Origin of the sequence: Stenotrophomonas sp. Nf1, from assembly GCF_003028475.1 — a bacterium.
GTDB lineage: Bacteria > Pseudomonadota > Gammaproteobacteria > Xanthomonadales > Xanthomonadaceae > Stenotrophomonas.
This window is the reverse complement of the sequence record NZ_PYTV01000001.1, coordinates 368619-381022: the sequence shown is the minus strand read 5'-3', so window position 1 is coordinate 381022 and position 12404 is coordinate 368619. Positions and strand designations below refer to the sequence as shown.

The window sequence follows — 12404 nt, the reverse complement described above, 5'->3', positions numbered from 1 at the left end:
GAGACCCCCATGGCAACTGATTCCATCACCTTCATCGGCGGCGGCAACATGGCCCGCAGCCTGATCGCCGGCCTGATCCGCCAGGGCGTGCCTGCCGCACGCATCCACGTCGCCGAACCGGTGGCCGAACTGCGCCAGGCACTGGCCGCCGACTTCGGCGTGCAGGTGCACGACAACGCCGCCAACGCGGCCACGCAGGGCGGCACCTGGCTGCTGGCGGTCAAGCCGCAGGTGCTGCGCGAGGTCTGCCAGTCACTGCAGGCGCTGGCGCAGGACAACCGGCCGCTGGTGGTTTCCATTGCCGCCGGCATCACCAGCGCGCAGCTGCAGCGCTGGCTGGGTGGCCAGCTGCCGGTGGTGCGTGCGATGCCCAACACCCCGGCCCTGCTCGGCGCCGGCGTCACCGGTCTGTTCGCCACGCCGGCGGTGGATGCGGCACAGCACGCGCAGGCCGAGCAGATGCTGGCCAGTGCCGGGCGCACCGTGTGGATCGACGACGAGGCGCTGATGGATTCGGTCACCGCCGTCTCCGGCAGTGGCCCGGCCTATGTGTTCCTGCTGGCCGAAGCGATGGAAGCGGCGGCCATCGCCCAGGGACTGCCGGCCGAGGCGGCACGCACGCTGGTGGTGCAGACCCTGCTGGGCGCCTCGCGCATGCTCGATGAGGCTGGCGAAAGCCCGGCGGAACTGCGCCGCCGCGTCACTTCGCCGAACGGCACCACGCAGGCCGCGATCGAAAGCTTCCAGGCCGCAGGTTTCGAGGCGCTGGTGGACAGCGCCCTGCGCGCCGCGCAGGTGCGTGGGCAGGAACTGTCTGCGGCGAATGATTGATCCCCTGAGGTCAGATCCCTTTTCCGAGGCAAAGGGATCTGACCCCATCTACCGCGCCAAGGTGGTCATGACGAAATCCACGAAGCACTGCAATCGCGGGCGCGGCCTGCGATCGGGCAGGTAGATCAGGTGCATCGGCCGCGGTTCGGGCAGGTAGTCGCGCAGCAGCGGCTTCAGGCGCCCGGCGGCGATTTCGGCCGCCAGCAACGCGGTCGGTTGCAGCACCAGTCCCGCTCCGGCCACGGCCGCTTCGCGCAACGCGAACCCATCGTTGCAGGTCAGGCGCGCTTCCCAATCCACCTGCTCGCCATTGGCCAGCTGCCAGCCATGGCCTCCGCGCCAGGCCAGATGGCTCAGGCAATCGTGCCCTTCCAGATCGGCAGGCGTGCGCGGCGTGCCGCGCCGCCGCAGGTACGACGGCGCCGCGCACAGGCTCATCGCATACGGCGGCAGCGGCCGCGCCACCACCTCCTGTGACGGCAGCGGACCCACCCGGATCGCCACATCGAACCCATCCTCGATCAGGTCCACGCGCCGGTTGCTCAGATCCAGCTCGATGTTCAACTGCGGCTGCGCGCGCAACAGGCCGGCCAGTCGCGGCGCCAGCACGCAGCTGCCCCAGGTGGTCGGCGCGCTGACCCGCAGCAGGCCACGCGGCTGCACCTGCAGGCCGGCCACATCGGCCTCGGCCTGCTGCACCTGCTCCAGCACCTGCCGGCACCCGGCCAGGTAGGCGCTGCCGGCTTCGGTCAGGCGCTGGCGGCGGGTGTTCCGTTGCAGCAACGCGGTGCCCAGGTGTGCCTCCAGCTGCTGGATGTACTTGCCAACCATCACCGCCGACACCTGCAGCTGCTCGGCGGCACCGGCAAAGCTGCCGCACTCGGCCACGGCGACAAACGCGTGCATGCAGCGCAAGGTATCCATTACTAACCCACCGTTAGGAATCTGCGAAGCATACGCCACTTACCTAACCCGACTGTGACGGCGCAGACTGCGCCCATCCCCACTCGCAAGGAACGGCCATGAAGATCCTCCTCGTCGGCGCGAACGGCACCCTCGGCCAGGCAGTCGCGCGCCAGCTCGGCCAGCAGCACCAGATCCTGTCTGCCGGCCGCCACAGCGGCGAACTGCGCGTCGACCTGACCGACGATGCCAGCGTCGCCGACCTGTTCGCGCGCACCGGTACGGTCGATGCGGTGATTTCCACCACCGGCGCAGTGCACTTCGGCCCGCTGCAGGAGATGACGCCGGCGCAGTTCAACCTTGGCCTGCAGGACAAGCTGCTGGGGCAGGTGCGATTGGCGCTGGCCGCGCAGCATCATCTCAACGCGGGTGGCTCGATCACCCTGACCAGCGGCATCATCAGCGCCCATCCGATCCGCGATGGCGTCAACGCCACGGCGGTGAATGCCGCACTGGAAGGCTTCGTGCGTGCCGCCGCGCTGGAGCTGCTGCCGCGCGGCCTGCGCATCAACGTGATCAGCCCCAACGTGCTGGTCGAATCGATGGCCGACTACGGCCCCTACTTCCCGGGCTTTGAAGCGGTGACCGCACAGCGCGCAGCGCTCGCGTTCCAGCGCGCGGTCGAGGGCATCCAGAGCGGTGAGACGATCACCGTCTGGTGATCCGCCGGGCATGGCCCGGCGCTAGCGGGAGCCGGCCTCTTCTTCGCTCATTCCCAGCGCATCGGGCCGTCGCCGCGTTCGCCGAGGATGTCTTCGGGGTTGGCCAAGCGGCAGCGCTTCAGCGACAGGCAACCGCAGCCGATGCAGCCGGTCAGTTCATCGCGCAGCAGCTGCAGCATATGGATGCGCTGTTCCAGTTCGGTGCGCCAGCGTGCGGACAGCTTGGCCCAGTCGGCCTTGGTCGGTGTCCGTCCCTCGGGCAGGCTCTCGAATGCCCGCGCGACCGCCTCCAGCGGCATGCCCACCCGTTGCGCCACACGGATCACCGCCAGCCGGCGCAGCACGTCGCGGTTGTAGCGGCGCTGGTTGCCGGACGTGCGCAGGCTGCTGATCAGGCCCTTGCGCTCGTAGAAGTGCAACGCGGAAATGGCCACGCCACTGCGCTGGGAAACCTCTCCCACGCTCAACTCCTGGGATGCCATGCCTTGACCTCAACTACGGTTGAGGTGTCATGCTGCTATCTTCGCCGCTCGTTGACAAGCGCGGCCCGCCCCTGCCTGGTATGAACACAACACTCTCGCCCGCCGACACGCACCCGCCGGCCGCCATGTCGATCCTGTCCTCCCGCTACCGCGCCACCACCCTCGGCATGGTGGCGCTGGTCGCACTGCATGCGTTCGAGGCGCTGGCGGTGGCCGCAGCGATGCCGACCGTGGCCGAGGCGCTGGACGGCCTGCGGCTGTATGCGCTGGCCTTTGGCGGCACGCTGGCCACCAGCGTGATCGGCATGACCCTGGCTGGGCGCTGGGTTGACCGCCATGGGCCGGCGCGCCCGCTGTGGTATGGCCTGGCCTGCTTCGTGCTGGGCCTGCTGCTGGCCGGCTTGGCGATGCGCATGGGCGTGCTGGTGGCCGGGCGCCTGCTGCAGGGCCTGGGCGCCGGTGCGATCTCGGTATCGCTGTATGTGATGGTCGGCCGCAGCTACCCCGAACCGCTGCGGCCAAAGGTGTTCGCAGCGTTCTCCGCAGGCTGGGTGGTGCCGTCGATGATCGGCCCCGCGCTCAGCGGCCTGATCGTGCAGCACCTGGGGTGGCGCTGGGTGTTCCTGGCGGTCCCGCTGCTGGCGGTCCCGGCGGCCCTGCTGTTGCGCCCGGCGCTGGCGCGGCTGCAGCCGCCGGCGACCAGCAGCGATGACGGTGGGCGCGGCAACGTGGTGCGCTGGGCCAGCGGTGCGTCGCTGGCGGCGCTGCTGCTGTATTTCGGCGGCCAGCAACGCGGTGTGACCGCCCTGCTGTGCATCGGCGTGGCGATGCTGGCACTGCTGTTCTGCGTGTACCGGCTGCTGCCGCCGGGAACCCTGCTGCTGCGCCGCGGGCTGCCCAGCGTGATCGCGCTGCGCGGCATCGCCGCTGCGGCCTTCTTCGCCTGCGAGGCCTACCTGCCGCTGCTGCTGCAGCGCGAGCGCGGGCTCACGCCCAGTGGCGCCGGCGCCGTGCTCAGCCTGGGCGCGCTGGGTTGGTTTGCCGGTTCGTGGCTGCAGGGCCACCAGCAGCGTGGCTGGTCGCGCCAGCAGTTGCTGCGCGCCGGCACCGCGATGATGACGGTCGGCATCGCCACCACGCTGGCGGTGCTGTTCAACGCAGTGCCGCTGCCGTTGTCGCTGCTCGGCTGGGCCGTGACCGGCTTTGGCATGGGCATGATCTACGCCAGCCTGTCGGTGCTGACGCTTTCGCTGTCGGCGCCGCATGAGCAGGGCGCCAACACCTCCGCCCTGCAACTCAGCGAAGCATTGTCGGTGACAACCGCGCTGGCGGTCTCCGGCGCGCTGTTCGCGCTGTTCGTGGACAGCGCACCGCACACCGGCTACCTGCTGTGCCTGGCGATCACCTTCGGCCTGGCAGTGCTGGCTGCGGTGATCGCACGGCGGGTGTAGCGCCGGCGCATTGCGGGATTGCCGGCCAGCGGCCGGCACGTTGCCTGCCCTGCGCTCCACACTGTCGTGCGGCAAGGGGAATGCAGTTGGTAGGTGTCGACCTTGGTCGACACTGCCGGCCAGCGGACGGCACTACCGGAACTTCCGGCCGGCACGTTGCCTGCGCTCGGCTCTACACGGTCATGCGGCAAGGGGAATGCTGTTGGTAGGTGTCGACCTTGGTCGACACTGCCGGCCAGCGGCCGGCACTACCGGAACCTCCGGCCGGCACCTTGCCTGCCCTGGGCTCCACACTGTCGTGCGGCAAGGGGAATGCAGTTGGTAGGTGTCGACCTTGGTCGACACTGCCGGCCAGCGGCCGGCACTACCGGAACCTCCGGCCGGCACGTTGCCTGCCCTGGGCTCTGCACGGTCATGCGGCAATGGGAATGCTGTTGATAGGTGTCGACCTTGATCGACACTGCCGGCCAGCGGCCGGCACTACCGGGCAGCGGCTCCCATGTCATCGATATCCCGATGCAGGATGCGGCGCACTTCCAGCACCGCCTGCGGGGTCTCCTGCACGCTGTGGCCGGAAATGATCACCTTCTCCGACAGCGCGCCCGGCAGGTGCGCGCTCCAGTACGGCACCAGCCCATCGTCGGACTTCTGCACCGGCAATTCCGGTTTGCGCTGGGCGATGATCGAGTGGTACTTCAGGCCGGCCTCGATCGGCAGCTGTGCGGCCGCCTTCACGAACGGATCGCTGGCCTTGAGGTTGTCGATGCTGTTGGGGATCTTCGGCTTGGCGGTGCCGTCAACCTGCTGTTCGGCCTGCGCCAGCGCCAGGAACACATCCTCGAACTTGCCGAGGATGGTCAGCGGCAGGCGCACCAGCCGGCCGATCAGGCGCCCGACCTTGTTGCCGGCAATATCGGTGCCCTGGTGCGGTGCGGCGATGAAGATCGCGCGCTCCACGTTCGGTTGCGCCTTGAAATGCAGCAGCGGCCCCAGCTTGTTCTGCACGCGCTTCAAGCGCTCGCCCTTCAGGTCGTAGTTGGCCAGCAAATCATTCCACAGCACGTCTCCGGAATCACTGACCAGCAGGCGCGCCAGCACCCCGCCCATGCTGTGGCCGATATAGACCATGTCCTTCGATGCACGCGTGCTGCCGTTGGGATCGAAATGCTTCAGCGTGTCGTTGAATGCATTGGCGATCTCGTAGCGGTTCAGCGCGATCGGCGCATTGGTCGGGTAATAGACCTGCCACACCTGGAACTGCTGGCGCAGTTCGGGGTCGCCCATGATCTCGTTGGCCAGATTCACCCACGCTTCCGGGCTGCTGGCCAGGCCGTGCAGCATGAAGATGATGCGGCGGTTCGGGTCCCACGGCTGCATCAGGTAGATATGCGGTTCGCCGATGCCCTCGCTCATGCCGAACAGGGTGCGCAGCGACTGCCGGGCGAAGCCACTCTGCGCCAGCCACAGGCCGTAGGCAGCGGTGAAGTTGCCGGCCAGCGGCACCTGTTCGCCATGCAGGGTGATGCGCTCGGTGGCTTCGGGCGAATAAGCGTCCAGCTCGACCCGGCGCGTGCGCATCACATCGTCCAGGTTGCTGCCCTCGAAGCGCAGCAGCGCGGTGACATTGATCGAAGACATTTCACTGAACTCGGGTACCGAGTCGTCATGCCGATGGCGGCGACCGCGGCGCGCATCGTCTTCGTCATCCGGCGCGCTGTCGGCCTTGGGGCCATCGGGTGCGATCACCGGTGCGACCAGTTTCGGCGGGTCCATCACCATCACCAGCTCGGCACCGAAGCCGTCGCGGCGATAGGTGCTGCGCAGGCCGACGAAGCTGACCGTGCCGGCCGGCACCAGCTGCGCCGGGATGCTCTTCAGGTTCAACTGCTGGTAGTTGGAGGCCAGTGACCAGCTGCCAACCGAGAGCGGCTTCGTATAGTCCTCGCCGGCCAATGCCGCCGCACGCGCGCGCACGAACAACACCACCGCGGCCTTCTCGGCCGCATAGTTGTAGTAGTCGCGCACCTGGGTCTGCCGATCCTCGAAGGCACGGTCGGACGGTGATCGGCCGCTGTAGAACAGGTAGGCATATGCGTAACGCGCCGCTTCCAGCCAGGCATCCAGCGCCGCGTCACTCATCGGTGGATCGCCGGCGGCGGTCTTCTTCGGGGTCAGCGCCAGCGCCGCCTTCACCCACAGCTCGGACAGCGCCGACAGCCGCTGCTCAACGTTGAGGTCATCGGTCATCAGCAGCGTGCTGCGGCAGACCAGGAAGTCCTTTTCGCACTGCGACTCGTCCAGGCCCGCCGCGCTGAGCGTCTCGCGCGCGGCGGGGCTGAGCTTGCCGGTGTTGAGCACGTCGGCGCGCTTGTTGACCAGCGAATCGCTGGAGGTGACCTGCTTGACGGTGACCATCGCACAGCCGCTGCTGCCCAGCAGCAGGAAGGCGGCGAACAACGCCGGCAGCAGGCGCTGCCAGCGGGAGGGGAAGAATGGGGTCATTACTGCGGGTCCTGCTCGGTGCCGGGCACGCCCTGGCGGATCACGGTGGAGAAATGGTCGCCGTTGCCCAGGTCCAGCGCACGCTGGGTGATGCGGCCCTTGTCATGCAGCTCGGCGTACGGCACGCCCGGGGTCAACGCGCCGACCTCCTGCGCGTACTCGGCCAGATAGCCGGACAGCAGCAGGCGGTAGTCCAGCGGCAGACGCGGCGCGATATGCCGGGCCAGGTCGAAGACGATGGTGGTGCAGTTGCTGGTCAGCGTGTTGTAGAAGCCCGGCTTCGCATCCAGCTCGCGCGCCTGCGCGATGTAGGCCGCGAACAGTGCCTTCAGCTGCGCGCGGTCCATGCCGTGCAGGCGGTACAGGTAGACATCCTCGCCACGCGCGTTGGTGCGGGTGCGGATGATGTCGGTCTCCTCCGAGGCGACCAGGGTCATCTCGAATTTGCGGAAGAAGCCGCCCAGCGCCGAGAACGATTCGCCGCGCTCCTTGCGGATCTCCAGCGAGAACACCACATGGCGACCGTCGTCGAAGCCGAACGAGATCAGCGTGTGGGCGATCGCCGGGCCCATCCAGTACGACAGCACCAGGTCGGCCGAGCGCAGCTGGTCAAGATCGTACTCGCGGCGCACCCAGCGCGCGTCGTAGTCGGTCTCGCTGCGCCAGGTGAAGTCACGCACGTTGTCCAGCACCACATGGCGGCCGTCGAATGACACCACGTGCAGGCGCTGGGCAACATCGTCGGCCCATACCCGGTCCTGGCGCGGGGTCAGCAGCAGCCACCACAGCCCGGCCAGCGCCAGCGATGCGCCGAAGGCCAGGCCCAGGCGGCGCGTGCCGTGGCCGCGCGCCACCTGCCACGCGGCCCACAGGGCGAGCAGCAGCCACAGCATCGCCACGCCCGTGGCCAGCCAGCCCGGCCCCGGCAGCTGATAGGCCAGCAGGCCGGTCACCCACAACGCCGCCAGCGCCATGGCACTTCCTGTCATCCAACGTCCTGCGGCGTTCACTGGCATCCTGTGGCGGTCTTGAAGCCGCATAGTTAGCCACAAGCCGGCTCAGCGTGGCATCTACGGCCCGTTCAGGCCAGCCGGCGCAGGGTCTTGGACCACGTTCCACCACACAGGAGCAACAATGGGCATCACGTCCGTAGCCGGTGTTCCGGTCCAACCCCGGCACCGCGCCACCTGCCACTGCGGTGCGGTCGAACTGCTGCTCGATCTGCCCGATGGCATCGTCGACCCGCGCCGCTGCGACTGCTCGATGTGCCGCCGCCGTGGCGCCATCGCCGCCAGCGTCACCCGCGCAGGCCTGCAGGTGCTGCGCGGGCAGAACCACCTGCAGCGGTACCAGTTCAACACCCACGTGGCCGAGCACTACTTCTGCGGCGTGTGCGGCATCTACACCCATCATCGCAGGCGCTCCAACCCCGACCAGTACGGCTACAACGTGGCCTGCCTGGAAGGCATCGACCCGTTCGCGCTGGGCGTGATCCCGGTCAACGACGGGGTCAACCACCCCGCCGACCGCAGCGCCTAGTGGCGGCTGCGCCGCGGCGGTGCGGCGACCTTCTGCCAGGGCGCCATGCCGCTGCGGCCGGCCCGCACGGGGCGTTTCAGCCAGGGCCGGCGGGGCATCGCCGGCGGCTCGGTGGCAGCCGGGGCGGGCACGGGCCTTCGGCCGGGCCAGAGATGGTCGAGCAGCCACATGGCGGGTCTCCGTGGGGGACGGGGACGATCGATACTGGGCCCACGTCGGCATGCACGGCGTGATGCGCGGACGACCTCCAGATGACACGCCATTGAGAATCATTTGCATCATTCGCGGTCGATCCCGATAATCCGCGGCGATCTCCTGTGGACCGACCGCCATGCCCGCCCGCCGCACCCTGTTGTCGCTTGCGCTCTGCCTTCCCGCCTGTGTCACCGCTCCGCTGGCCCTGGCCGATGACGCACCTGATGCGCGCACCCTGGACCGGGTCAGCGTCGTCGCCGACCGCGCCAGCACCGCGACCAAGACCGATACCGCGCTGACCCAGACGCCACAGGCGATCAGCGTGGTCACCCAGCAGCTGTTCACTGATCGCGGCGCGCACAACCTGCAGGAAGTGCTGCGCTACAGCGCCGGCGTCACCGCCGACGCCTGGGGCCTGGATACCCGCAACGATGCCACCTCGATGCGCGGCCTGGACCCGGTGCAGTACCTCGATGGTCTGCGCCGCAGTTATGGCTTCAGCCCGCTGGCACGACCGGAGATCTACGGCCTGGAACGGGTGGAGGTGCTGCGCGGCCCCTCTTCGGTGCTGTACGGCGCCGGTGCCACCGGCGGCATCATCAATGCGATGAGCAAGCGCCCCACCTTCGCCTCGCCCAGCGGCGAGCTCGGCGTACAGCTCGGCAGCTTCGACCGGCGCCAGCTGCAGGGCGATCTCAACGGCACGTTGAACGCCGATGGCAGCGTGGCCGGACGCTTGGTCGGGCTGGTACGCGCGTCGAACATGCAGACCGACACGCTCAAGGATGATCGCGTCTACCTGGCTCCGTCGATCAGCTGGCGCGGCGAGCGCAGCAACCTCACCCTGCTGGCCAGCTACCAGCATGACAAGACCGGCTCCAGCCAGCAGTTCCTGCCGCTGGCGGCAACCCTGCTGGCGCCGCCCGGGCGCCGCCTGGATCCGTCCACCTTCATCGGCGATCCCGACTTCGACCGCATCGACTCGCGCGTCTACAGCCTGACCGCACTGTTCGACCACAGCTTCAGCGACGTGCTCAGCCTGCGCTCGGCGCTGCGCTACATCGACGGCAGGACCACGCTGCAGCAGATGTACGTGGACAGCTACAGCAACCCGGCCGATCCGTTCATCGACGCTGCGCGCCGCGTGGTCAACCGCACTGCCTACGGTACCCGCCCGGACGTGCAGATCCTCAGCGCCGACAACGCACTGCAGTTCGACTTCGCCACCGGTGCCTTCCAGCACCTGCTGCTGGCGGGCGTGGATTACAGCCAGTACAAGGAACAGCTGCAGCGCCTGGATGCCACCGGCACGCCGATCGACATCTACGACCCGGTGTCGGTGGCGCCGACGGTGCGCGGCTGGGAGCGCCAGCCCGACCAGACCTCCACCCAGCTGGGCCTGTACGTGCAGGACCAGATCCGCTGGGCCGACCGCGTCTCGCTGGTGCTGGGTGCGCGCCGCGACCATGCGCGCTCCAAAACCGAGGGCCAGCCCAGCCAGACCGACAACGCCACCACCTATCGCGCCGGCCTGATTGCCGACGTGGGAGCCGGCGTGTCGCCTTACCTGAGCTACAGCGAATCGTTCCTGCCGGTATCCGGCCAGGACCTGTTCGGCCAGGCCTTCAAGCCGATGCGCGGCCGCCAGGGCGAAGCCGGCATCAAGTGGCAGCCGGCACGCAACCTGCTGCTGACGATGGCGGCCTATCGCATCACCGAAACCAACCGGCAGACCAACGATCCGGACAACGTGCTGAACGTGGTGCAGACCGGCCAGATCCGCTCCAAGGGCATCGAGCTGGAAGGCCAGTTCCAGTTCGCCAACGACCTCACCGTCACCGCCGCCGTTGCACGCAACGAAGCCGAAGTCAGCCGCAGCAACTTCGCGCTGGAAGTGGGCGAGCGCCTGAACGATACGCCGCAGGACCTGGCCTCGGCCTGGGTGTCCAAGGGCTTCCAGCTGGATGATGCCGCGCGCCTGCGCCTGGGCCTGGGCGTGCGCCACGTCGGCAACACGGTCTCGCTGGGCAACGGCGGGCGCATCGTCACCCCCAGCTACACGCTGGCCGATGCACTGCTGGAGGTGCAGGTAACCGATTGGACGATGGCGTTGAACATCACCAACCTCACCGACAAGCGCTACTACGCACCGTGCCGCACCTTCGGCGACTGCTTCGCCGGTTATCCGCGCGTGGTCACCGGCACCATCAGCTATCGGTTCTGAGCACCGCCGGCGCTGGCCGCCGCAGCAGCAGGTGCAACAGCACCGCGCATGCGGCGGTCAGCACCGCCAGCACGCGCAGCAGCGCCGCCAGTGCTTCGGCGCTGGCCTGCTGCAGCTGCGTGGCGGTCATCGCCGGCAACAGCGCTGCGGCCTGCGCCTGCGCGCCGGTGGCCAGATAGGCCGCCGCCCTGGCCACCGTTGCCGGCGACGCGCCGTGCAGCCGCTGGCCGATCAACAGCGCGATCAAGGCAGTGACCGCCGCCAGCGCAATGCCCTCGCCGGCCACCCGCACCGTGCCGAAAATGCCAGCCGCCATGCCAGCGCGCTGCACCGGCACCACACTCACCGACAGGCCATCCATCAGCCCCCACGGCAGCGCAGTGCCGGCACCGATCAGCAGCAGCAACGGCATCCACTGTGCTGGCGAAGGATGCACCGCCTGCCGCGACAACAGGTACAGGCCCATTGCACCGGCCAACAAGCCGAACGTGCACAGCGGCGCGCTGCCGATCCGTTGCGCCCAGCGCGCGGCCAGCAGGGGCAGTACCAGCATCGGTGCGGACAGCGCCAGCATCTGCAGGCCGACCCAGGCCGCGCTCTGCCCATGCACGCCCATCAGCTGCAGCGGCAGCACCACCAGCAGCACCACATAGCCAAAGCAGGTCGCCACCGGCAGCAGCTGCACCCCCAGGAACGCCGGTTGCGCGAACAGGGTCAGGTCCAGCAGCGGTGACGCCTGCCGACGTTCGAGGGCGACGAACGCCACACCCAGCAGCAGTGTCGCCAGCATCGCCATCCGCACGCGCAGCGACTGCGCGCCGAATTCGCCCAGCCACAACAGGGCCAGGGTCAACGCCGCCAGCATCAGGCTGAAGCCGAGCATGCCGGCGATGTCCAGCCGGCCGCGCTCGCCGTGGCTTTCCGGCAACACGCGTGCGCCCAGTGCGAAGGCCGCCAACGTCAGCAGGCCGCCGGCGGCGAACACGCTGCGCCAGCCCAGTGCCTGCAGCAGCAGGCCGGCAAGCAGCGGCCCCAATGCCAACCCCGCACCGAACGTCGTACCCAGCAGGGCGAAGACGCGGCCACGCGCCGGCCCCTGCCAGGCCTGCGCCAGCGCCGCCGTGCCGGACGCCAGCGCCGCAGCGGCGGCAACGCCCTGCAGACCTCGCGCCAGATCCAGCCAGGGCAGCGCCGGTGCCAGGCATGCAGCGCCGGTGGCGGCGGTGAACCCGGCCGTGCCCAGCAGGAACAGCCGTCGCCGCCCATAGCGGTCGGCCAACCCACCGGCAGCGAGCAGGAGGCTGCCGAAGGTCAGCATGAACGCATTGGTCACCCACGCCAGTGCCGTCGGCGAAGCCGCAGCGGAGCGGGCCAGCACGGGGACCGCAACCGCGCCGGCCGAGAACGAAAGCGGCAGCGCCAGCGCGGCCAGGCAGACCGCCAGCAGCGCCCAGCGCTGCTGCGTGCGATCAGATTCAGGGAGCATCGAAACCGGGGCCATGCGGGCCTCCTTCCATCAGGGGCATTGATGATGGGCAGGCCGCTATTGCTGAAA

10 protein-coding genes are annotated in these 12404 nt (G+C 68.9%); 5 read left to right on the top strand and 5 right to left on the bottom strand.

The genetic code is table 11. The features are described from left to right. The first annotated feature begins 9 nt into the window (after positions 1–9). Entirely contained in the window at positions 10–831 is an 822-nt protein-coding gene (gene proC / locus C9412_RS01855; RefSeq protein WP_107230057.1) for a pyrroline-5-carboxylate reductase, read from the top strand. A 48-nt stretch (positions 832–879) separates the two neighbouring features. On the opposite strand, the gene C9412_RS01850 is transcribed toward proC, so the two are convergent. Beyond that, the gene (locus C9412_RS01850; protein ID WP_107230056.1) at positions 880–1755 is read right to left on the bottom strand and encodes a LysR family transcriptional regulator; all 876 of its coding nucleotides are present in this window, start codon (positions 1753–1755) and stop codon (positions 880–882) included. A 98-nt stretch (positions 1756–1853) separates the two neighbouring features. On the opposite strand from C9412_RS01850, the gene C9412_RS01845 reads away from it, so the two are divergent. Next, complete coding sequence (locus C9412_RS01845; protein WP_107230055.1) at positions 1854–2456, top strand: short chain dehydrogenase; 603 nt, start codon at positions 1854–1856, stop codon at positions 2454–2456. A gap of 47 nt (positions 2457–2503) precedes the next feature. On the opposite strand, the gene soxR is transcribed toward C9412_RS01845, so the two are convergent. Next, positions 2504–2938: a redox-sensitive transcriptional activator SoxR gene (gene soxR, locus C9412_RS01840; RefSeq protein ID WP_107230054.1), complete on the bottom strand. Its 435-nt coding sequence runs from the start codon at positions 2936–2938 to the stop codon at positions 2504–2506. 29 nt (positions 2939–2967) lie between these two features. Here soxR and C9412_RS01835 point away from each other — a divergent pair, with 29 nt between their 5' ends. Beyond that, positions 2968–4389 carry an MFS transporter gene (locus C9412_RS01835; RefSeq protein ID WP_107230053.1) on the top strand — a complete coding sequence of 474 codons (1422 nt, stop codon included), beginning with the start codon at positions 2968–2970 and terminating at the stop codon, positions 4387–4389. A 480-nt stretch (positions 4390–4869) separates the two neighbouring features. On the opposite strand, the gene C9412_RS01830 is transcribed toward C9412_RS01835, so the two are convergent. Both C9412_RS01830 and C9412_RS01825 read right to left on the bottom strand, forming a co-directional pair. Continuing rightward, a complete protein-coding gene (locus C9412_RS01830) occupies positions 4870–6891 on the bottom strand; it encodes a hypothetical protein (RefSeq protein WP_107230052.1) in 2022 nt (673 codons plus the stop codon). Then, entirely contained in the window at positions 6891–7865 is a 975-nt protein-coding gene (locus tag C9412_RS01825) for a DUF4105 domain-containing protein (protein ID WP_107230051.1), read from the bottom strand. The genes C9412_RS01830 and C9412_RS01825 overlap by 1 nt, the downstream gene beginning before the upstream one ends. Before the next feature lie 160 nt (positions 7866–8025). Between C9412_RS01825 and C9412_RS01820 the strand changes: the two genes are divergently transcribed. Both C9412_RS01820 and C9412_RS01815 read left to right on the top strand, forming a co-directional pair. Beyond that, positions 8026–8430, top strand: coding sequence for a GFA family protein (locus tag C9412_RS01820; RefSeq protein WP_107230050.1), 405 nt, complete (start codon positions 8026–8028; stop codon positions 8428–8430). A 331-nt stretch (positions 8431–8761) separates the two neighbouring features. Next, positions 8762–10849, top strand: a complete 2088-nt coding sequence (locus tag C9412_RS01815; RefSeq protein ID WP_107230049.1) for a TonB-dependent siderophore receptor — start codon at positions 8762–8764, stop codon at positions 10847–10849. On the opposite strand, the gene C9412_RS01810 is transcribed toward C9412_RS01815, so the two are convergent. Then, complete coding sequence (locus C9412_RS01810; RefSeq protein ID WP_107230048.1) at positions 10833–12350, bottom strand: MFS transporter; 1518 nt, start codon at positions 12348–12350, stop codon at positions 10833–10835. The two genes, C9412_RS01815 and C9412_RS01810, sit on opposite strands and share 17 nt — an antisense overlap. Between the last annotated feature and the right edge of the window lie 54 nt (positions 12351–12404).